At 45.7% G+C, this 22164-nt stretch carries 18 protein-coding genes, 1 other RNA gene and 1 pseudogene; 1 reads left to right on the top strand and 19 read right to left on the bottom strand.

What is annotated here, in order from left to right; all coding sequences use genetic code 11:
- Positions 1-82: 82 nt before the first annotated feature.
- The 18 genes and pseudogenes from nusB to C6P11_RS08515 all read right to left on the bottom strand — a co-directional run bounded on the left by nusB (position 83) and on the right by C6P11_RS08515 (position 21422).
- Positions 83-505, bottom strand: coding sequence for a transcription antitermination factor NusB (gene nusB, locus C6P11_RS08430; RefSeq protein ID WP_135520295.1), 423 nt, complete (start codon positions 503-505; stop codon positions 83-85).
- On the bottom strand, positions 505-942 hold the full coding sequence (locus tag C6P11_RS08435) for an Asp23/Gls24 family envelope stress response protein (RefSeq protein ID WP_135520297.1): 438 nt from the start codon (positions 940-942) through the stop codon (positions 505-507). Before C6P11_RS08435 ends, nusB begins: the two co-directional genes overlap by 1 nt.
- 92 nt (positions 943-1034) lie before the next feature.
- On the bottom strand, positions 1035-1601 hold the full coding sequence (gene efp, locus C6P11_RS08440) for an elongation factor P (protein ID WP_135520299.1): 567 nt from the start codon (positions 1599-1601) through the stop codon (positions 1035-1037).
- Between the two features lie 172 nt (positions 1602-1773).
- A complete protein-coding gene (locus tag C6P11_RS08445) occupies positions 1774-3117 on the bottom strand; it encodes a glucose-6-phosphate isomerase (RefSeq protein WP_135520301.1) in 1344 nt (447 codons plus the stop codon).
- Positions 3118-3294: 177 nt separating this feature from the next.
- Positions 3295-4323, bottom strand: a complete 1029-nt coding sequence (locus tag C6P11_RS08450) for an aldose epimerase family protein (protein ID WP_135520303.1) — start codon at positions 4321-4323, stop codon at positions 3295-3297.
- Positions 4324-4445: 122 nt separating this feature from the next.
- Positions 4446-5351: pseudogene (locus C6P11_RS08455) on the bottom strand (ROK family protein).
- Between the two features lie 128 nt (positions 5352-5479).
- Positions 5480-6433, bottom strand: coding sequence for a GRP family sugar transporter (locus C6P11_RS08460; protein ID WP_135520305.1), 954 nt, complete (start codon positions 6431-6433; stop codon positions 5480-5482).
- Positions 6434-6709: 276 nt separating this feature from the next.
- Positions 6710-8158, bottom strand: a complete 1449-nt coding sequence (locus C6P11_RS08465; RefSeq protein WP_167849553.1) for a sensor histidine kinase — start codon at positions 8156-8158, stop codon at positions 6710-6712.
- Between the two features lie 77 nt (positions 8159-8235).
- Complete coding sequence (locus C6P11_RS08470; protein WP_135520307.1) at positions 8236-8988, bottom strand: response regulator transcription factor; 753 nt, start codon at positions 8986-8988, stop codon at positions 8236-8238.
- 365 nt (positions 8989-9353) lie between these two features.
- The gene (locus C6P11_RS08475) at positions 9354-11072 is read right to left on the bottom strand and encodes an ATP-dependent DNA helicase (RefSeq protein ID WP_135520309.1); all 1719 of its coding nucleotides are present in this window, start codon (positions 11070-11072) and stop codon (positions 9354-9356) included.
- A gap of 86 nt (positions 11073-11158) precedes the next feature.
- Positions 11159-12400 (bottom strand): cytosine deaminase, encoded by a 1242-nt coding sequence (gene codA, locus C6P11_RS08480; protein WP_135520311.1) that lies wholly within the window; start codon positions 12398-12400, stop codon positions 11159-11161.
- Positions 12401-12459: 59 nt separating this feature from the next.
- Positions 12460-14538 carry a DNA topoisomerase gene (locus tag C6P11_RS08485; RefSeq protein WP_135520313.1) on the bottom strand — a complete coding sequence of 693 codons (2079 nt, stop codon included), beginning with the start codon at positions 14536-14538 and terminating at the stop codon, positions 12460-12462.
- Between the two features lie 693 nt (positions 14539-15231).
- Complete coding sequence (locus tag C6P11_RS08490) at positions 15232-16581, bottom strand: cytosine permease (RefSeq protein WP_135520315.1); 1350 nt, start codon at positions 16579-16581, stop codon at positions 15232-15234.
- Positions 16582-16791: 210 nt separating this feature from the next.
- Positions 16792-18126 carry a dihydrolipoyl dehydrogenase family protein gene (locus C6P11_RS08495; RefSeq protein ID WP_135520317.1) on the bottom strand — a complete coding sequence of 445 codons (1335 nt, stop codon included), beginning with the start codon at positions 18124-18126 and terminating at the stop codon, positions 16792-16794.
- A gap of 120 nt (positions 18127-18246) precedes the next feature.
- Positions 18247-18855, bottom strand: coding sequence for a hypothetical protein (locus tag C6P11_RS08500; RefSeq protein WP_135520319.1), 609 nt, complete (start codon positions 18853-18855; stop codon positions 18247-18249).
- Positions 18856-18969: 114 nt separating this feature from the next.
- Entirely contained in the window at positions 18970-19269 is a 300-nt protein-coding gene (locus C6P11_RS08505) for a hypothetical protein (RefSeq protein WP_135520321.1), read from the bottom strand.
- Positions 19270-19289: 20 nt separating this feature from the next.
- Positions 19290-20342: a mechanosensitive ion channel family protein gene (locus C6P11_RS08510; RefSeq protein ID WP_135520323.1), complete on the bottom strand. Its 1053-nt coding sequence runs from the start codon at positions 20340-20342 to the stop codon at positions 19290-19292.
- 93 nt (positions 20343-20435) lie between these two features.
- On the bottom strand, positions 20436-21422 hold the full coding sequence (locus tag C6P11_RS08515; protein WP_135520325.1) for a GMP reductase: 987 nt from the start codon (positions 21420-21422) through the stop codon (positions 20436-20438).
- A gap of 211 nt (positions 21423-21633) precedes the next feature.
- Between C6P11_RS08515 and ssrA the strand changes: the two genes are divergently transcribed.
- Positions 21634-22000: a transfer-messenger RNA gene (ssrA, locus tag C6P11_RS08520) on the top strand.
- 79 nt (positions 22001-22079) lie between these two features.
- On the opposite strand, the gene C6P11_RS11490 is transcribed toward ssrA, so the two are convergent.
- The gene (locus C6P11_RS11490) at positions 22080-22160 is read right to left on the bottom strand and encodes an IS3 family transposase (RefSeq protein WP_372583909.1); all 81 of its coding nucleotides are present in this window, start codon (positions 22158-22160) and stop codon (positions 22080-22082) included.
- Between the last annotated feature and the right edge of the window lie 4 nt (positions 22161-22164).

A 22164-nucleotide genomic window follows, 5' to 3' on the forward strand; every position in this document is an offset into this window, starting at 1 on the left:
TTACCCGATGAGGTAAACTCATCAAGGTGAACAACGGGGTCGCTGTTACTTTATTTCTCTAACAGTTAAACAGTATATAGCCTTATTCTCCAAGAGTCAAGGCTTTGTTCAAAATTCCGTTAATAAACCTTCGTGATGAATCATCCGTAAAGTCGTGAGCCAATTGTAGGGCTTCGTTAACGGCAATCTTGGCTGGCGTTTCAGTGTACTTTACTTCATACAATGCCAAACGCATCAATACGATGTCGGCCAAGTTTAGACGATCAAGCGTCCAACCATCAGCCAAGTGTTCTGAAATCGTCAAATCGAACTCATCTTGGTGGTCAATGATGCCATTAACCATATCCAACAAATCCGTTGGCAATTCATCTTCCCAAGTAATTTCTGGATCACCATCAAGTACTTGTTGGACAACTGCCTCGACTTCCGCATCAGGATTCATTGCCAATCCGAATACAGATTGAAATGTGGCTTGTCGCAATTGGTGTCGGTTCAATGTTGCCATTATGCTTCAGTTCCTTCCGTCTCGTTGTCATCACCAAACAAGTTGTTTGGATCAACAGTCAACGTTGGCTTCGTTGAAACAACACCTTGGATGTGCACGTTTACCTTCGTCACTTGCAATTCAGTCATTGCAGCAACTTGTGTCGTAACACGTTCTTGGATTGCGTGGGCAACCTTAGGTACGCTAACACCGTAGTTCAAGTAAACGTAAACGTCTACTTCCAATCCATCTTCGCCTTGCTTCAATTCAACACCCTTGCCGTGAACACGGCGACCGAATGCTTCTTGAGCACGCTCTGAGAATGAACCACGCAAGCGAGCAACACCCTCAACTTCTTGTGCTGCAAGCCCAGCAATGATTTCAAGAACGCGAACGTTAACACGCGTCTCGCCTGAAATATCGCTTGGGTGCGTCAATACAATGGTTTCTTCTGCCATGGAACTTTCCTCCTTCAAAATGAAAGCGCCGGCCGGCTGCCGGTCGGCGCTTTCAACAGTATATTTATTATACCTGATTTTACTTGTAAAAACTAGGCACGTGACATGTATGATCCACCGTTGTCAGTGTTAACAACCAACTTGTCACCTTCGTTGATGAAGTCAGGAACAGTGATAACCAATCCAGTTTCCATCGTTGCAGGCTTACCACCACCGTTAGCAGTAGCACCCTTGATACCTGGTTGCGTTTCCTTAACAGTCAACTCAACAGTCTTTGGCAATTCAACGTCCAAGATTTCACCCTCGTAAGTAGTGATCTTAACGTTCATGTTTTCCAACAAGAACTTCAAAGCGTCTTGGATCTTGTCATCAGGAATTGAAACTTGTTCGTAAGTTTCGTTATCCATGAAGACGTGTTGGTCACCTTCAGCATACAAGTATTGCATTTCAGTCGTCTCGATGTTTGCAGTTTCAAACTTGTCACCAGGACGGAAAGTGATTTCGTTAACAGCACCCGTACGCAAATTCTTCAACTTTGAACGCACAAAGGCTGCTCCCTTACCAGGCTTAACGTGTTGGAACTCCAACACACGCCAGATTGATTGGTTGTACTCGATCGTCAAACCAGTCTTCAAGTCATTCATACCAATAGTTGCCATGATTGAATTCTCCTAGATTTATGTCTTTCTGAATTATATTAGCAGAGTTTTTGTCTAAAAACTAGTATTGCGTGCTTTTTTGTTCGGAAAAAAGTTAGTTAGTTGTGTGTGTCCGCCCAAAATAAAAAACGAAGAACCGCCAAAGCAGTTCTTCGTTATAACCTTCTATATCTTACAAACGAGCCTTCAATTCAACCGTCAACTCTTCGTATCCTGGCTTGCCCAACAAACCAAACATGTTGCGCTTGTATGCTTCAACACCCGGTTGGTCGAATGGGTTGATACCGTTCAAGTAACCAGCAATCGCAACAGCTACCTCAAAGAAGTAGATGGCTTGTCCCAAAGCAAATTCGTTTTGCTTGTCCAACTCAACGATCATGTTAGGCACACCACCGTCAACGTGGGCCAACAACGTTCCTTCTGAAGCCGTACGGTTAACGTAGCTCATCTTCTCACCTTGCAAGTAACCCAAACCGTCGTCAGCGTCCATTTCTGGAATCACAACGTCCGTTACTGGCTCAGTCACGCGGAACAACGTCTCAAACAAATTGCGACGACCGTCTTGGATGTATTGTCCGAAACTGTGCAAGTCCGTTGAGAAATTTCCAGTGGCTGGGAAGATTCCCTTGCCATCCTTACCTTCTGACTCACCTTGCAATTGCTTCCACCATTCACCAAATTGTACCAACGTTGGATCGTAGTTAATCAACAATTCTGTCGTATAACCCTTACGGTACAAGATGTTACGGTACGCCGCGTATTGGTAAGCTGGGTTCTTTGCCAAATCGGCATCAGCGTATTCAGCCTCACCTGCAGCCGCTCCAGCCATCAATTGCTCGATGTCACCACCAGCAGTTGCAATTGGCAACAAACCAACAGCCGTCAAAACTGAGAATCGTCCACCAACACCATCTGGCACAACGAACTCTTCGTATCCTTCTGTGTCAGCCAACGTCTTCAAAGCACCACGCTTTGCGTCAGTCGTTGCGTAGATGCGTTCGCGAGCACCTTCAACGCCATACTTCTCTTCCAACATTTGCTTGAACACACGGAAGGCAATCGCTGGCTCCGTCGTCGTACCTGACTTTGAAATCACGTTAACTGAGAAGTCACGGTCACCGATAACCTTAATCAAGCTGTTCAAGTAAGCTGGTGCAATTGAGTTTCCGGCAAACAAAACTTGTGGGAAGTCACGTTGCTCGTCTGGCAAATAGTTGTTGAAGTATTCGTTCAAGAAATCAATTGCCGCACGGGCACCCAAGTATGAACCCCCGATTCCAATAACAACCAAAACCTTTGAGTCTGATTGGATTTTCTTTGCTGCTGCTTGAATACGCGCAAATTCGTCCTTGTCGTATTCAGTTGGTAAGTGAAGCCAGTCAGTGTAGGCTGATCCAGCCCCAGTTCCCTTGCGTAGCATTTCATCCGCAACCGTAACCATCGGTTGCATCATGGCCAACTCTTGTTCCCCAACGAATTGGGCTAGCTTTGATGTATCAAACTTCAATGTCGTCATTTTAAATTACCTCATTCCCTATTAATAACTTTTGGTATAGACCAATTATACCACTTCCGAAAAAATCTTGAAAGCGGTTTCGGCAATGTTGCCTGTTTGTTTTTGAACGATTCCCCAAATAATCGTTAGACGTAAAAAAATAACGGGCACCCGTCAAACGAATGCCCGTTATTTGGATTACAAATTCTTAAATGCGTATGTCGTTGTGTATGAACGCTTCTCGCCAGCTGGCAAGACAATGTCACCAAACTCTGGGTGGTGAATAGCGTCTGACAACGTTTGAGCTTCCAAAGCAACCGCATTGTATGGGTTAGCTTCGAACCATTCCAAATCACCCTCGTGGTCAGCCACGGCTGGGTTCGTGATGAAGAAGATAACCGCATTACGGTCAGTCGTCATTTCGATTGAACGTCCTGACTTCTCGTCCGTCACAATTGCTGATGGCGTACCAGCTGGGTAAACCAACTCAAAGGCATCGTCAAACTTAGCATCGTATGCACCGTTCATCTCAGCAATCTTGTCACCAATCTTGGCTGGTGTTTGGAAGTCGAATGGCGTACCAGCCGTCTCCAACAACTTACCCGTAGGAATTTGATCCTCACGGAATTCCAGGTGACGTGGTGACTTCAATTGCAACGTCAACTCACGTGCATCTGTATCAATCCCGGCTGGGTTGAAGTATGCGTGGCTTGTTGGGTTGTACAACGTGTCTTCGTCAGACTCAGCTGAGAAGTCCAAACGTACCTCATCGTTGTCCGTAAACGTGTACGTCAATGACGTTGGCATTGTGCCTGGGAAGTTGTCATCAGCTTCCGTCATCGTTGTCGTAAACGTAACTGAACCAGCAGCCTCATCAACCGTGAAGTCCCAGTTACGCGTTGCAAAGTTGTCTTCACCACCGTGCAAGGTGTTCTTACCTTCGTTAGCCTTCAAGTTAACCGTCTTACCGTTCAACTCGAATGATGCGCCATCGATACGGCCAGCCACACGGCCAATTGCGTTACCCAAGAAGTAAGCGTGGTCCCAGTAACCTTGTGCATCCTTGTAAGCCAAAACTAGTTCATCACCAGCCTTCGTTTGCAAGAATTGCCATGAGGCTCCCCAAGAAACCAAACCAAGCTTGTGGCCGTTAGCGTTTTCAATAACCACTTGCTTTACAACTTCACCGTTAGGCATTGTGCCCAAATCATTTACTGTAATCGTCATTTTACTGTTGTCCTTTTCATGATGTCGGCTCACAGTCTCAAAAACTTATCTCGTGAATATTTTATCATACTGAACACCGACATTCCGAGTTATTTTCAATTCAAGGTCTATACCAACTGGCATTAATCCTCATGATTAATGCGCATCAACAAATGGTACAAGGCACCAAACAAGTTAGCATCATTACCAAAGCGTGCTGGTAAAATTTCTGGTGTCGTGAAGCCGTCACGAACCTGTGGACGACGCGCTACCAATTCTTCGTATGATTCACGAATCGTTTGGACCACAATCGGTTGTGCTGTAATACCACCACCAATTACAAAGCGCTCCAAGTCAACGACAGCTTGGATGTTAAGCAACATCAACGCAATGTCATCTGTGTAACGCTTAAAGACATCCCAGGCTGGGCCGTCGTGCTTGTTGATTAACTCGAATACGGCACGACCATCCTTTTTGTCTGGCAAATTATAGATTGTCGCAATCGTTGAAACCATTTGCACGGCAGATCCAACGACACCATATGAATCAGTGTCAAAGCGTGCTTCCCCACGATGCATAAAACTTAATTCACCAGCTTGGAAGTGCGTACCTGTGTGCAAACGGCCGTTCAAAATCAAACCACCACCAACACCAGTCCCCAAAACAACCGCTGCCCCGTTATCAATACCATTCAAGTTACCCGACCATAGCTCAGCAAGCGCAGCCGCCTTACCATCGTTTTAAACTGCTACCGGCATATCAAGATTCAGTTCATCAACCAAGTTCACCTTATCTAGGAATGGCAAAGCACCACCTGCATAAATAGTCTCATCCGTATGTTCCACCTTACCTGGCGCACTAATCGCGACCCCCTTAATACGGTAACAATACAAATCAACAATCGCGTGAACCGTGGCGACAAACTCAGCCAAACTTTCATTTGGTGTTGCCACATCGTCTTTTTCAATCAAGTTTCCTGCATGATCTAGTACGGCATACTTGATGCGCGTACCCCCAATATCAATTGCCAAATAATCATTAGCTTCCATGTTTTATTCCCCCGAATACATGTTTGCTCTAAGCATACCTGCTAGATATGGTAGAAACCGGACAAAATTGCGAAAAAAGAACTCGTCGAACGCTATGTCCGACGGGTTCTGTTACGCTTAATTTCTTATTACAAAGTCTTCAACTTGGCAATCATGATTGCACCGATGACAACCAAGATAGCTCCGATAACAACGAAGACCATTTGACGCTTTGACTTCTTCTCACCCAATAGGTAGATGGCACCGAACGTACCAACGATGATACCCGTTTGTGACAAAGTTGAAGCCGTTGCTTGACCGATGTTAGGGTTAGCCGTTGAGATAAACATGAAGACGTTACCCAAAGCCCAAACCAAACCAGTCACGATGTTCATCCAAGTTCCCTTTTGGAACATCGTCTTACCTTCTTTCATAAAGAAGATAACAATGATGAAGGCACCCAATACTTGACCAATTGATTGTGGTCCAACGATGGCCGTCATGTAGTCCAAACCGTCGTGACGGTTGTGAACTGCGTTTGAGATGTAACCAATCTTGTTCAACAAGTTAGGGAACACGAAGTACATCATGTAACCAATCGTTGAAATCAAAACGGCGACCAACCCACCCTTGAAGTCGTGTTGTGGGTTAACTTCGGCTGGTGCCTTTGAATCTGGCAAAGCCGTGAAGATGGCACCAATCACAACAGCAGCGATGGCCAACAAACCAAACGTCCACATGCGACCAGTCGTCCACTCACCCAAGACAGCCGCAGCCATCAAAGCGTTTGAAACAATTTGTCCAGCTGTTGAAAGTGGGTTACCAACTGAAACACCCAACTTCTTGAAACCAACGAATTGGCCGGCCGTTCCAACTGCCCAGAACAAACCTGAAACGAATCCGACGATCCAGATACGTGGGTTAAAGGCAAATTCCATACCAGCTTGTGGGACAACAAACAATTCCAACGTCAACATTCCAAAGACGAAGGCACCAAACGTCATTCCCAACGTTCCTTGTGCGGCAGTACCACCCATCTTAGTCGTAACAAGTCCCGTTGACCCCCAGGCCAACGCAGGAATAAGTGCAATCAAAATAGACATAGCAAAATTTCCTTCACAATCTTAAATATTTTTAGTTCATTTATCAACGAGATTTAGAATAACATAATGAAAACGTTTTCACAACACTTTTTACTAACTTTTTTAAAACGTTTTCAAAAAGAATGCAACCGCTACCATCCAAACTATAGCTGGGATGCAGCCTTTTCGGGACTTCCCGTCCGTCTCGCTATCAACCTAACAAATTATAAGACAACGAATTTGAAGTACAACAAAAAAGTCCCCGTTACCGGAGACTTTTAGACTTAATTATGAAGATTAGTCGGTTTTCTTTTGCTCATCTGGAATGATGACGTGGAATGATGTGCCGACACCCGGTTGTGATTCAACCGAAATTTGACCATCATGCACTTCAATCAATTGACGAATAATCGCCATTTCCAAACCTGACTCACCCTTCTTTGTACGTGAAGGATCAGCCTTGTAGTAACGCTCCCAAATCTTGTTGACTTGGTCTTCAGTAATTCCGATACCCGTATCAGAAATCTTGAAGTGTGCCTCACCAGCTTCACGCCAAGCATCAATTGTAATCAACCCATTCTCAGTAAACTGAATGGCGTTGTTCACAATATTAAAGATGATTTGAATAAAGCGGTCTTGGTCAGCGAATACCGGCACTGCCGTCTTGGCGTGCAACTTGATTTCATCCCCAGCCAAATCAGACTTACCAGACAACTGGTCAATCAAGTTTGAAATAACAGGTACTGAATCAAATTCCTTCTTCTTCAAGACAACCTTGTTCTGACGCAAACGCTCATAGTCCAAGTTGTCCTTAACCAAACGCGTCAAACGGTCGGCTTCGGCCTTAATCAAGTCATATGAGTGCATCTTTTCATCTTCTGGAATAACCCCGTATTGCAATCCTTCGACGATACCTGAAATAGTCGTCAACGGCGTACGCATCTCGTGAGACGCATTAGCCATGAATTCCTTACGACGCTCTTCTTGCTCTTCAATTTCACGCTCTTGTTCAGCCAATGACTTGGTCATGACGTTAACGTATTCAGCCAAGGCACCGATTTCATCGTGACGATGCATGTTAACGGCAGCAGTATAATCACCACCCGCAACACGACGCGTTACCAATTGAATCAAACGCAAACGGTTAACAATCAATTGCGACAAGATGAAACTCAACATAACCGCGACGACAACTGATACCAAGAAGGCAATCAGCAAGTTCTTTCGGAGCATGTCCATATTATCTGCCACAGTCGAGACATTCGCACGGGTAACCACCACCGCAATCAGTTTATTCTGATTGTCGAAGAACGGTTTCATCACGTCCATCGTGTTCGCAGCTGAATTATCAGCTGGATTAGCTTGCTTGGCCCCATGCTTTTGAATGATTTTGTGTTGCTTCAATTGTGCCCACTCTGCATCGGTAACGTTAGCGGTTTCCTTGGCTTGCGTCTCAGGATAAACCAACTTACGGTCATCGTTGTAAAGCGTAAAACTAATATTTTGTTGTTCTAGCAATGACGCATCTGTTTCCAAGCCCTTCGTATCGAAGTAAGCAAAGGAACCGTCGTCAGCCTTGAAGCGCATTGCCTCTTCAGCTACGGCAACCGCATAACGATTCAATTGATGATAGGTATTATCCTCAATCATCTTCGTCGTAAACTGCGTAAACAAAATGCCGACAATTACCAGAGTAGCCATGATGACCGTAAAGAAGGCCAACATTTGCTGGTACATTATTTTCATGTTGTTTTACCAAAAAACCACGCCGGGATGACGTGGTGATCTTTCGTTAATCTCTCTTATATTCTCTTCAAACTAGCTTAGGCCTTAGCAGAAGCTTCTGCCTCTTCATCAGCCGCAACGTTTGAATCGTCGAACTTGTATCCAACACCCCAAACGGTTTGGATAACTTGAGGACCAACCTTTTCGATCTTTTGACGCAACTTCTTAACGTGCGCATCAACCGTACGCTCGTCACCAAAGTACTCGTAGTCCCATACCAATTGCAACAATTGCTCACGTGAGAACACTTGACGTTGCTTCTTAGCCAAGACACGCAACAAGTCGAATTCCTTTGGCGTCAAATCTTGAATCAAGTGACCATTCAAGTAAGCTTCACGCGTGTTTGAGTTCAACTTGAACGTACGCGTTTGTACGTCAAAGTCTTCGTGAACAGCTGGTTCTGAAGACGTTGGTTGACCTGCAGTCTCTGAACGACGGTGCAAAGCCTTGATACGTGCAATCAAAGTGATTGGGCTGAATGGCTTCGTTACGTAGTCGTCAGCTCCCATTTCCAAACCAAGCACTTGGTCTGATTCTGAATCACGTGCCGTCAACATAATGATTGGCACATACTTTGATACTTCACGAATCTTAACTGCAACTTGCATACCGTCCAAACCAGGCAAGTTCAAATCCAAGATAACCATGTCCCATGACTCTGGATCTTCGTTGAACATCGTCACTGCATCGTTACCATCGTAAGCGTAGTGAGCGTCCCAGTTTTCCTTCTTAAAGAACATGCCCATCATTTCTGAAACGGATGTGTTATCCTCGACCATCAAAAGTTTCATATTCTTATTCCCCGTCTTAATAGTTTTTACAAAATCAATTCTTTATTTGTACACCTAACACAATAACAAAAGAAAAGCGATTATTGTGTGTTTTTCACAGAACGTCTACAAAATCTGGCGACTATTCTAAAAAACTTCACATCTTTTAAACCACTTACACGCGGATAGCTATTTTTTTATCACAGCCGTCCGCAGTCCTTTATACCGTATATTATACAACGTAAATACGGAATACTTCACTCTTACTTAAAAAAGCGGTGCAAATACGGTACGCTCCGATGTTCCGGATATACAATTCGCATTAACTGAAGAAAGAGCGTGTTTTCTATGATGAACACGCCCTTTCAATGAATGTTGTTATTTAACTATGATAATTGTGCCTGAGATGTTTCTGCTATCAATTTTTGAACACGGCGCATTGCTTGCCGGTCATGGCTAACATGATTATCCAATGTTTGCTGTAATTCGTTCGCAAACGCCACAATTGCTAAATGATTTGCGGCGCGCGTGACGGCTGAATAAATCAAATTCGTCGTAATGAATTTTGAAATCATCGGCAAGACAACAATCACGTTATCCAATGTAAAGCCTTGGATTTTATGAATCGTCGTCGCATACCCGAGGTCTAAGTTCTCGCGGACGCTGACTAACTTAGGCCCATACGAAAATGGATTGAACCCGGTCCGACTGGTTTCATTCAAATCCACCAAAATTGGATCAGCAGTATCAACCGTCTGAACCAACACCATTTCATAATCCGGCATCACATCAACGACCGTAATCCGGTCACCACCACGCATGCGTACTTTTTCATGTGCACCGCTTGCTTGGTTCGTGACATAAACCGTTTGCATCACCTGCACACGGTCACCTGGGTACAACGTCAAATCATCGCGCACCCACAACCCAACTTCCGTGCGTAATACGGGTGTCTCCAACAAAGCATTTTGCACCGCTGCATTAATCAAACGGCGCAATTCATTTGTGGGTACTAGGACAATCGTTTCATGATCCGGTTCCGCTATCAACGCGCGCTTAACCGTCTCAACCACTTGCAATAGCGCAGTTTCACTCATCGGCGCGAAAGTATATGGGCGCTCCAAAAAGACATCCGGCAACACCTCGGCTGGCATCAATTCGTCCGGTGCAACAATCGTACTTGAATCACCATCCAGAATGGCATTGGCGACCGTCGCAATAATCGGCGAATTCGCACGCTTGATTTGTTGCAAAACCGGTGTGCGATTAGCCAGACCTGCCAGCACCAAGGCATTCAGCATTGGGACTGGGTCATTCTCAACAGATGGCAACTGATTTGGGTCACCCACCAACAAGATTTGCGAGCCAGTCGCTAACCCATACAAAATGGCATCAATCAGCGCTCTGACATTTGATGCAAACGCCTCATCCACAATCATCAAATCGTATGTTGGGTAACGAGCCGCCCGTTCTGGGTCATCGAAGAAATGCCCTAAGCGTGCAATTTCAGTCATTGCTTCGTGGTTACGGTATGTGAAACTGGTTGCTGTAGCAATCGTGACATGATCAACCGGCTTCAACAGATATTCCGGTTCGTGTTCATCCAATAAATCACCGATTGCCCGCTCGACCAAACCACGTGCATTCGTTGCCGCAGCGTGCGTTGGGGTAATCAAGATTGTATTCACATCCCCTTGTTGCGCCAAACGAATCAGGCGTGCCATCATGTATGACTTACCTGATCCAGTGCGACCCGTCACAATTTGAATCGGCGTTGGCGTATCCGCAATATTCTGCCAAACGGCATGTTGCCCCGCCGTCAATGTCTCATCAGCCAACATCCCCGCAATCAATTGTTGCATCACTGCCGGCACATCATGCGGTTGTTGCAACATTTCAAGTAACACTAACAGCCATTGATCATAATCTTGCTGGTTTTGTAACTCAGGTGGCAACTTCTTGAATATCTCGTGGGCGAACGCCTTCATCTCTGATTCCGGGGTGTGCGCCATCAAATTTGCAAAACTATTTTTCTCATAAATTTGTTCCGGTAACTTATGTCGCCAGAAATACATTTCCGTTTGTTCTTCTGGAAAACGTGCCATGACCCACACCCCTTTCGTTTTCATTCTTACTAATTATACGCAACTGCACAAAAAAGCGAGTGAAACAAGTTCACTCGCTTTTCCTATTATTCTGGCAAATTAATCGTTGCTTCCGCTGGCTTGGTCTCAACCACGACCTCACCGTTGTGAATTGAATACAACATTTCAGCACGTTCATTCAACGCGTCGAACCAGTTCGTAGCGTTGAAAATCAAGAAGTTAGCTGGCTTGCCAACTTCAATGCCGTATGAATCTTGTACGTGCATCGTACGGGCACCGTTCTTCGTAATGAAACGGTATGAATTCATGATTTCTGAATAGCCCATAATTTGCGTCGCGTGCAAGCCCATGTGCAAGGCATCAACCATGTTTCCATTTCCCATTGGGTACCATGGATCCTTGATGTCATCTTCACCGAACGCCACATTGATACCTTCAGCGTCCAATTCCTTCACACGTGTCAAACCACGGCGCTTTGGATACGTATCAAAACGACCACCCAAGTACATGTTAATCAATGGGTTGGCCACAAAGTTAATGTCTGACATCTTAAGCAAACGCATCAACTTGTAAACGTAGGCGTCATTGTATGACCCCATCGCCGTCGTGTGTGAAGCGGTAACCTTTTCCTTCAAACCGGTTTCAAGGGCCAACGTTGCCATCGTCTCCAAACCACGTGAAGCTGGGTCATCGATTTCATCCGTGTGGGCATCAATCAACAAGTTGTACTTTTGTGCGACTTCAAAAGCGAAGTGCAATGACTCAACTGAGTACTCACGCGTGAACTCAAAGTGCGGAATTGCACCAATCGCATCAACGCCAAGTTCGGCGGCCTTGATCATCAATTCCTTACCACCCGGGAATGACAAGATCCCCTCTTGTGGAAAGGCAACCAATTGGAGCGTCATCCAAGGCTTAACTTCTTCACGCACCTCAATCAGTGCCTTCAAAGCAACCAAATCAGGGTCCGTAATATCCACGTGTGAACGCACGAACTGCAAACCGTGAGCAGCTTGAATCTTCAACGCTTGAATGGCACGTTGCTTCACATCTTCATGTGACAACGTCTTCTTGCGCTCTGACCAAATACGGATACCGTCAAACAACGTTCCCGTTTCGTTCCATTCTGGATCACCAGCCGTCATCGTTGAGTCCAAGTGAACGTGCGGATCCACGAATGGTGGAATCATCAACTTATTAGTAGCGTCGATAACTTGTTCACCTGCCTCGGGTGCCAAGTTATCTGCAATTTCTGCAAACTTGCCATCAACGATCCGAACATCCTTTGGCTCAGCCGCATTTTCAATTAACACTTGCTTGATTAGCATTTATTTCTTTCTCTCCCTGGAAAAAATTAATGTTGTGAACTGTTAATCGAGTATACCACTTATTTCCTATCTTTTGGATTTAATTTAAAGCCGTAGAAAGTGCTACCTTTAAAGGTTTGCTTGGCCATTTTACCAACCGCAGTGTAATCTTTCCCACGCTTTGACTTGGCTGGGAAACTAATTTCTTCGCCTGCCAACAGCTTAGTAATCTCTTCGTCGGTAAATTTGTGGCCACTCCATTCCTTAGCAAAGGTAATCTCTTCACCCTTGAATGTCCCAGTCGTTTTCTCGTTCACCTTACGAACCGGCTTAGGCTTGGGTGCCCCCAGCGTTGCCTGCAGTGCTTCAGCATTTGCGACCATGATTGGCATATCGTGTTCAACCACTTGGGTCACGGATTCAAGCAACTTTGGCACCGTCATCTTAAACTCACCGACTTCATCCATCATTTCAAACAAACGCTTGGTAATTTTTGGCGAGGCAATCCACGTGCCCTTTACCATCACTGCTGAGACGTTACCAGTTTCCGTCAACGTTAGCTTCCCCTTCGTCTCACGTAGCATCGCCTTTTGGCCCTTGCCCATTTCAGACAAGGTCGAGACACGCGTCGCACCAGTCCCAACATTATGCTTTTCCAAATAAGCCATAATCCACTTTGTTGATGGGTGTTGTGGTTTCTTGTTCGCACCCTCATGCAGATATGGGTCGGCCATTGGTCCAAGCGCACCTGCCTGGCCATCCTCATCATCGTCATCGACACGGGTTGCCGCATATGAATCGTAGACCAACTTAAAATTCAACTTAATAGGTAGATTGAACGCCGTCTTGAAGTTGGGGTAATCCTGCAATTCAGCTGTGACGTGGTCATACACGTAATCTTCCGCCAACATCGCCAGATAGTTCTTCGCCAATACTTCGTAAATCGCCATGGCACTGTCGCCATACTTCTTTAGGCTCTGCACATCAGCTGGCACGTTGGTACCCGGACGGTTCGCACCGTGGGCACCTTGCGCCTTAACGTGGGTTGGTCGCGGTTGACGATGCGTTAATAAGCTCTTATCTACACCAACCAAATCCGCGATGCGATCAACCAATGGCAACAATTCATTAAATTGTTCCGGCGTCACTGTCTTGTCTTCCGTACGTGGGTATGACACAACCTGCGCCTCATACATCTTTTGATACGTTGCCAAGACTTCCTTTGACGCATAACCGCGCGGTGCCAACACCGCTGCCAAACCAGCCAAATCAAGCAATCGACCTGGGGCTTGCGTACGCGTCTGGTGCTTTTCGTTCACAACCGCACTGCTGTGATATTGCGCCATATCAGCCTGACCTTCATCCTTGGTCGCAAAGCGCCATGGAATCACATCGCCATCCTTTGTCACGCGACCAAACACGTGACCGGCTGGATCCTTAAACTTCACTTCATAGTAAGGCGTACGGACATAGTTTTTAATTGCTTCGAGTTGTTCATAAATCTTCCAAACAATGACTGATTTCAAACGACCTTCGCGCGCCACCACCTTGTAGCCTGCCTTCTTCGCTGAAGTCGTTGCAATACGAGTTAATTGCATTGACGCAAAGTCCCAACGATTACGGCTCTCACCCTTCAGATAAGCACCGTGTTGATTTTTGTCCGTGACATCAGTCAAATCACGCATGGCCGCCTTGATACTCTTCGGTGATTCATCCATGAAATTAGCGCGCAATACTTGGCCTTTCCAGCCAATTGCATCAATCGCTTCCCATGCCAATAAATCTCCTTCACCAGACGGATCCGTATCGGTCGCGATGACCAACGCATCGTAACCTTTCTTACTTTCGTCTTTTAATTCATCTAGTAATTTCTTTGAGGATTCAGACTTACCGGTGCGCAGATTACGGCTACGAATATAAGTTCGTTGCCACTTAAAATCGGCCAAGTTCCATGGCATGTACTTTAACGTCCATGACTTGTAGGCCTTCTGCAAATCCGGCGCCACCATTTCTTCTGGCTCCTTGAGCGTCATCACGTGACCACGTAGGTTTGTGATGTTGAAGTTATTGCCTTCAAAGCTACCAACTTTACCGCCCAACGCTTTCACGAAGTTCTGCGCCGCTGATGGCTTTTCTGTAATAATCAAATAATTCGCCATACCGACCTCCTCTTGTTTTGCATGAGTTCTATTATACGTGATATGAAGTTAGTTTTAAATTAACATTTTAGGTTTGTGTATCGTCGCTAACGCGCCGAGGCATGGTGGGTTTGGGGAGGCGGTGCTCCGTCCTGCAATATTAGCTGGTGGCAACGGGGTCCCATTCTCACTAAGCCTCAGCGTGTTTCAGCGCCTGCCGGCTCGAAATCCACTGCTGCTAAGTGATAATTGGTGCCCCTGTCCTTGCTTGGTCACCGGCTAATACCGCAGGAGCTCCGCACCACCTCCCCAAACCCACCATGCCAGCAATCAAACTTCTTATATAGATTCAGTTAATCATCCACGGTTCATTAGCAAGGCAAACTGTTCACCTATTTCATTAACCGTGGATGATTTACCAAAACAGACTAGAACTGCTTGGCTGCTGCAAATGGGGCGGGTCGCTTCCGGAGCGTTCAGAAAAGGGCAACATGCCGCATGGCCGGCGCTATTCAGATAAGCCCACTCAGGACTAGAAGGATTAGGGAAAATTATTTATCCCGCTGAATGGCGTCCGCGCCATTCGGTTGCCCATTTCTGAACTTTGTCGGAGGAAGCGACCCGCCCCATTTGCTTCGTACGTAAGTACGAACACTCATTACAAACTAAAAAGCACCAGAACTCAACAAACCGTGAGTTCCAGTGCTTACTGTTTTACTTCTTAATTAGCTTCGTTGCAACGTAGTAAATCAATCCCGTCAATGCCATCGCCACGAAAGTTACACCAATCGTTTGGCTAATGATGTTCACTGACTTCAAACCGAAGTACAATGCAATTCCAACTGCCCAAGAGGCGATTGCAATCCAGTTCAAACCACCGTTGTACCAGTACTTACCATCCACCTTCGTGAATTGGTCAAGCGCATATTGTCCCTTACGGATGAAGAAGAAATCAACCAAGAAGACGGCGATTTCTGGTCCCAAGAACATACCGATGTAATCCAAGAACAAGATGAAGGCATCCAAGAATGTGGCGAACCACAATGGAATGAATGACACAAGCGTTGCGGCAATCGTTACGATCCACAAGGCTGGCGTTAGCTTTACCTTGTGCCACATGTTGGTCAAAGCAGATCCGGCGGCCATCAAGTTAACCGCGTTGGCCGTCGTTGATGTAATCACGATAACCAACAAAGCGATGATTCCCAAGCCCAACTTTGATGCAATCGTTGATGGGTCTGAATCGTTTGGATCAAACGCGTTGTTCATCAAGGCCGTAGCAATCGTGGCCGTCAAACCGATGAAGGCGAACCATAACAATCCGATGTTCGCACCCAAGAATGACCAACCAGTTGCACCTGACTTACGCTTCGTGAAACGTGAGAAGTCTGATGAAGCCGTTACCCAGGCCAAGTTGAAGGCAGCCAAGATATCAATGGCCGCACCTGATGAGATACGTACCTTTGCTGGTGGGTTCCAAGCGAAGATGTCAGCCAATGAAACGTGTTGGAACACCACGATTGATTCCCAAAGCACGAAGATGAAAACCAACACGATTCCGATACGCTCAATCATACGAACTGAACGCTCACCCAATGAGATTGATGCCAAGTGCAACAATGACATGATGATGATTCCGATGACCAAACCAGCCTTACCACCGGCTGTGTAGGCTTGCCAACCGAACAAGTCCTTGAAGATAACCGAAATCGAAATTGCGGCGATAAATGTGTTTGCGGCGGCCCAACCAATAAATTGCACAATGTTAATGATTGATGGAATAAATGAACCACGCAAACCAAATGACGCACGCGTTAATGCCATCATTGGCAATCCCGTCTTGTAACCCATGAATGATGCCAATGCCAACAAGGCATATGAGATCAAACCAGAAATAATCAATGTCGTTGAAGCTGTGTACATACCTGCGGCGGCAATCACACCACCGATGTACCACGTTCCGTTATTGGCATTTGCTCCCACCCATGTGGCAAACATATCCCAATTTGACATTGTACGCTTGTCGGCTGAAATCACTTCAACACGACCGAACTGCTTTTCCATATTCCCCTCCTTGCACCTTGGTTAACCGTTTTATTAAACGAAAAGGCCGCTCCGTAACAAAAAATGTACAGAGCGGCCCGTTAAAGTCTACAGTTATCCTTAGTGACGCGCTCTTTGGCCAGCTCTCGGCTGACAGTTAAAAGAACTATTCAAAATTTTCAACTTTGTCTACTATACGGGGTCATATAGGTCATGTCAACCGGTCTTTTTTCAGATTTGCTCCCAAGTGATCGACTCCAATGATGGGAAAATGTGAATCATTCGTTCAACTTGTTCGGCATCCAAACCGAGCTCAACCGCCGGCAACAGCGTGCCGATAACTTGCTCAGCGTAGTCACTCATTTCCGTTGCCCCAACCAAATGATGTTGGTCATCAAAAATCAGCTCGTTCTCACCAAATTGCTCATTCATGACATTACGGTACCAGTTCTTTAAGACATCATGCGTTTCAATCTGATACTTATCTGGATCCGTCATTTGATCCGCTTGCAAACCGACTTTCGCAATTCGTGGTGACGTGAAGACTACTGACGGAATAACCGGATAATCAATTGGTTTCGTCGTATCACCCGCAAACAAATGCATCAAATACTTCGACTCAAAAATCGCTGTCGGCGTTAGCTTAGGCTGCGTTTTATCAATCACATCCCCCGCCGCATAAATATTATCCACAGTCGTTTGCAAATGGTCGTTCACCACAATACCATTTTTGTTGTAAGCGACACCGACCTCGTCGAGACCAAATCCTTCTACGTTCGGAATACGCCCCGTCGCGTCCAACACCCAATCAGCCGCAACCTTCACATCAGCACCGTCAGTGACGACAACTTGATTACCAATCTTCTCAGCCTTTTTCAAGCTCACATTGCGCAAGAAAGTCACCCCGCGCTTGGTTAAATCCGCAATGATTTGTTCGACGTAGGATTGCTTAAAGCCTTTCAACGCTTTGTCACCGTGCATAATCACCGTTACCTTCGCGCCAGCCGCATTTGCTTGTGTCGCAAATTCCATGCCGATATAACCCGCCCCAATCACGATAACTGAAGCTGGCATTTCTTCTAACGCCAAAAAGTCTTTCGATACATGGAATAGTTCCGTCCCCTCGATTGGCAAATGATGCGACCGCAAACCAGTTGCTACGACAATTTTGTCAGTTGATAGCTGGCGATCACCCACGCGAACCGTGTGGCGATCCTGCAAGATACCGTACCCGTTGATAATTTCGATGCCGACTGCCTCCATGCGACTCACCTTCAAATCAGGAATCCCACCAATCACCGCTTGCTTGTGCTTTTGGTTGGCCGCCCAATCAATGTGCGCGTCTTTCACCGGCAAGACATCCCGCATATTCTCCAATGAACGTAGCATCGCGACTGGTGCGTCTAATGTAATTTTCGGATTACAGCCATAGTTTGAACACGTGCCACCGATAATATCATCCTCGATAACTGCAATACGCTTGCCACGCTTGGCTAGCGGTATCACACCATCAAATGTCCCGTGACCAGTCCCCAAATACACAACGTCATAATCGTATTCTGTCATTTTATCGTCCCCCAATCTGATAAAAACATCTCTTAAACGACACCATAGTACCGCTTTTACCCCCTAAATACCAACAAAAGGCCAAGCACGCAAACGTACTTGGCCTTTGTCATTTTTCTATTAATCCACAACTGGACGCCATTGGTGATCAATTGGCATTTCAGTTGACCAACCAATGTATTCAACATCGCCACTACCACGTAGCCATGCCAAAACTTCATCAACTGAATGGAACGTAATGTGTCCATTGCTTGATCCAGTTGAAAGAAATTCTTTCTTGTAGCCATCCCAAATGACAACGTGACCCACGCTACCGTGCGTTTGATCCACAAAGCGGAAGAAAACTGGTACGTAGACGTTTTCTGGGAAATCTTGATTGTTGTACATAACTGGCGCATCGTCAGCGGTCATTGCAGCCGTTGCATAACCTGATGCACCCCCAAAAGCACCCGCAACATATGCCAAGCACATCCAAGCTTCAGCCGGCGCATCAAGATTTGGCTGAATAACCTGCTTGTATGTCTTAGTCGTCTGTTGGCTTGGTGCCGCGGTTCCAGGCACGTAGTTAATCTGCTTGATCTTCATTGTCTTTCCCCCGACCGAAGCAGCTACCGCCTTATTTACTGCTGCTGATGAGACAGCGTTTGCTTTTGTGTCAGATGCCGTGACCGTCACGCCACCCAACGAGCTTAAAGTTGCAACCAAAAGCGCAACCGCAACCTGATTCATCTTTAATCCCTGTTTACTCATAGTACTTACTATACGTCATTCACAGTTCAATACAATATCAATCAGATTTTAAGTTTTTTACAAATTTACAACAAAGCAAGTTTTAACAGTTGACTAGATACTTCCCTTAAGAATTCCCATCACAGCCAACAACATCACCACAAACGTTGCCACCGATCCCAATAGCGCCAACCAAGTAATGACACGAGCGACCGTCCAAACACGGTACCCTTCATAACCTGACGTTTCTTTGCGACCTTGATACGTAAAGAATACAATCACGGCAAAGAGTGACAATACGTCTTGACCAATGACACTTAGCCATTGCACAAACCCTTGTGGCAAAACGGAAAACAGCATGTAATTACCCAACGCTGCCAAACCGACAAAGATTGCTAAAATCACTGACCCCATTACAATTTCTCTCTTTCTGATTAATTAGTAGTTGGCGTATCCACGCCGGCTGATAGTTGAATATCATGTTCTGCTAAGATGCGAATAATCTTCATGTTGATGTCAGTGCGCGTACCCGCCCAGTCTGCACCGTCAACCATCTTAAATTGGGCCGTGGCCATAAATTCGTGACCACGCGTCGTGACTTGATTGATATAAGCCTTTTCACTACCCTTTTCAAAACGATCATCTTCGGCCAACATGGCTTCAACATCCGTCATTGCTGCCATCATATCCTTCGTCTTTGTCGCAATGTCCAAATAGAACGTCAACGCCAACTTACGTGTATCCATGCGCGACCAATTTGTAATTGGCTCATTTGATAGCGTTGCGTTTGGCACGATCACCAACGCCCCATCAAACGTACGAACCAACGTTGAACGGAACGTGATATCTTCCGCGATTCCTTCAACAGATGGTGACTTAATCCAATCACCAATTTGGAAAGGCTTCTCGGTGATAATGATGATACCGCCAAGCAAGTTCTTAATTGGGTCTTGGGCCGCCATCGAAATGGCCAATCCAGCCAATCCCAGTCCGGCGAACACACCGTTCACATTGATGCCCCAGTCAGACAAAATCATCGTCACCGTCAACGCCATCACAACGAATTGCAAACTACGCGTCAAAAATGGCATCACAATTGAATCCAATTCAAAGTTGATGCGTGAGCCCAAGTGACCCAACAACACCGTCAATGACCCCATCAACTTATACAAACCATATCCGATACTGAACATCAGAACTGATCGGTAAATCGCGAGTGCGAAATGCGTTACCAAATGCGGGGCGTGGGCTGTGTGCAAGGCAATAAGCAACCCTGTAAACAAAACAATCACACGAGCTGGGTTCTCAAATGCCATCAAGACATCGGTCCAGCCGGCAAAACGGTCAGGAATGCGCTTCTCAATTTGGTGGAAAATCCCACGCACAATACCGTTAACCAAAACAATTGAAATCACGACAATCAACAAGGCTAATCCCAGTGATTTCCAGTCAAAGCTATAGTGTAGCCAATGCTCAAATAATTTCACGTTAATCTCCTAAAAATATCTATCATTATCTCTCAATTACAAAAAACAAGTATATCAAAAAAGCCGGCATTATGCCGGCTCTCTAGACAAATATTAATATGAATCGCCGTTAACAATTGAGTTCTTAACAATTACGTAGTCAACGTAACGCAAGTCCATCAACTCACGGCCCCCGGCGTAAGAAATCGCTGATTGCAAATCTTGTTCCATTTCATTCAACGTATCGTCGATGTAGCCACGGTATGGTACCAATAGCTTCTTCCCTTCAACGTTCTTGTACTCACCCTTTTGGAATTGAGATGCTGAACCGAAGTACGTCTTGTACTTGGCTCCGTCCATCTCAATAATTTCGCCTGGCGTTTCCGCGTGACCGGCGAACAAAGATCCAACCATCACCATCGTCGCCCCAAAGCGAATTGACTTGGCAATATCACCGTTGTAACGGATACCACCGTCAGCGATAATCGGCTTCTTAGCAGCCTTCGCGCACAAACGCAATGCCGCCAGTTGCCATCCCCCAGTACCAAAACCAGTCTTCAACTTTGTGATGCAGGCCTTACCTGGCCCAACGCCCAACTTAGTCGCATCGGCGCCGGCGTTTTCCAAGTCACGCACAGCTTCCGGTGTCGCAACGTTACCAGCAATCACAAAGGCAGCTGGCAAGTTCAACTTAATGTATTGGATCATCTTAATCACAGCATCCGAGTGGCCGTGCGCAATATCAATTGTGATGTATTCAGGCGTCAAACCTGCCGTCTTCAATTGATCAATGAAGTCGTACTCTTCTTGCTTAATACCAACTGAAATTGATGCAAATGCGCCAGCTTCTTGGAAACGACGGACAAAGTCTAAACGCGTCTCCGGTGCAAAACGGTGCATGACATAGAAGTAGCCTTCCTTGGCCAACTTCATGGCCAAGTCATCATTGATAACTGTGGCCATGTCTGCAGGCACTACCGGAATCTTAAACCGACGCCCACCAAGTTCAACCGAAGTATCCGCCTCTGAGCGGCTTTCGATGATGCACTTGTTTGGAATGAGCTGAATATCCTCGTAATCAAATACAGTTGAAAAGTCCATTTTATTATCCCCTCGATAAAGCAATGTTCGGAATTTGGTTTGTTTACCGGTAGTTTCCTTACCCAATAAATAATTATAACCGAACTTATTCGTAAATCAAGTTGATAATTGTTAAAGTTTTGTGTCCTTGTTCGGGAATTAGCGTTAAATCACTGATAGATTGTTAATATCTGGGGTTATTGCTATACTAAACACTGTTAGTAAAACTTTCGGGGTCGTTACGGAATCGACTGGCATTATTCGTGCTAGCACTGCGTTTAGGGGTTGTGGCCCTATAATCCACTCAGAAGAATTAACTGCAAACAATTCACAAAACACTTACGCAGTAGCTGCCTAAAAAACAGCCTGCGTTGCCTATGCACAGCTTTGATTACGGGTTGCGCTAGGTTTTAAAACTAAGTAATCTGCGCCAACCGTTCGCCACCTGAGGGCTGTTGGAAGAGGATAATCAGGCTGGTCTAGTTGATCGCCGCGCGGAATGGCGTGCACTAGATGAGATTTAAATTATTCAGCTATGAACGTAGACGTGTTAGTAACGAGATGGTAGGACAGGGGTTCAACTCCCCTCGGCTCCATATTTAAGAGTAGTACAATAAAAAACACCGTTATTCAGTCATGCGGTGTACCCAAAAAGTTAAAGTAAAATATTTTAGCTGATTAAGCGGCCATTTGTCGGTATTCTACCGGTGAGTGGCCGTTTAATTTTGCTTGAATTCGTGTGTTGTTGTAATACAGTATCCAA

Origin of the sequence: Weissella confusa (genome assembly GCF_004766315.1) — a bacterium.
In the GTDB taxonomy this organism is placed as follows: Bacteria; Bacillota; Bacilli; order Lactobacillales; family Lactobacillaceae; genus Weissella; species Weissella confusa_A.

Bases quoted from the DNA above. Each gene is read 5' to 3' on its own strand.
- C6P11_RS08490 (WP_135520315.1), bottom strand. From the start codon at position 16,581: ATGGAAAAGCAGTTCGGTCGTGTTGAAGTGATTTCAGCCGACAAGCGT.
- nusB (WP_135520295.1), bottom strand. From the start codon at position 505: ATGGCAACATTGAACCGACACCAATTGCGACAAGCCACATTTCAATCT.
- C6P11_RS08495 (WP_135520317.1), bottom strand. From the start codon at position 18,126: ATGACAGAATACGATTATGACGTTGTGTATTTGGGGACTGGTCACGGG.
- C6P11_RS08515 (WP_135520325.1), bottom strand. From the start codon at position 21,422: ATGGACTTTTCAACTGTATTTGATTACGAGGATATTCAGCTCATTCCA.
- C6P11_RS08485 (WP_135520313.1), bottom strand. From the start codon at position 14,538: ATGGCGAATTATTTGATTATTACAGAAAAGCCATCAGCGGCGCAGAAC.
- C6P11_RS08465 (WP_167849553.1), bottom strand. From the start codon at position 8,158: ATGAAAATAATGTACCAGCAAATGTTGGCCTTCTTTACGGTCATCATG.
- C6P11_RS08470 (WP_135520307.1), bottom strand. From the start codon at position 8,988: ATGAAACTTTTGATGGTCGAGGATAACACATCCGTTTCAGAAATGATG.
- codA (WP_135520311.1), bottom strand. From the start codon at position 12,400: ATGCTAATCAAGCAAGTGTTAATTGAAAATGCGGCTGAGCCAAAGGAT.
- C6P11_RS08460 (WP_135520305.1), bottom strand. From the start codon at position 6,433: ATGTCTATTTTGATTGCACTTATTCCTGCGTTGGCCTGGGGGTCAACG.
- C6P11_RS08475 (WP_135520309.1), bottom strand. From the start codon at position 11,072: ATGGCACGTTTTCCAGAAGAACAAACGGAAATGTATTTCTGGCGACAT.
- efp (WP_135520299.1), bottom strand. From the start codon at position 1,601: ATGGCAACTATTGGTATGAATGACTTGAAGACTGGTTTGACGATCGAG.
- C6P11_RS08435 (WP_135520297.1), bottom strand. From the start codon at position 942: ATGGCAGAAGAAACCATTGTATTGACGCACCCAAGCGATATTTCAGGC.
- C6P11_RS08450 (WP_135520303.1), bottom strand. From the start codon at position 4,323: ATGACGATTACAGTAAATGATTTGGGCACAATGCCTAACGGTGAAGTT.
- C6P11_RS08500 (WP_135520319.1), bottom strand. From the start codon at position 18,855: ATGAATCAGGTTGCGGTTGCGCTTTTGGTTGCAACTTTAAGCTCGTTG.
- C6P11_RS08505 (WP_135520321.1), bottom strand. From the start codon at position 19,269: ATGGGGTCAGTGATTTTAGCAATCTTTGTCGGTTTGGCAGCGTTGGGT.
- C6P11_RS08445 (WP_135520301.1), bottom strand. From the start codon at position 3,117: ATGACGACATTGAAGTTTGATACATCAAAGCTAGCCCAATTCGTTGGG.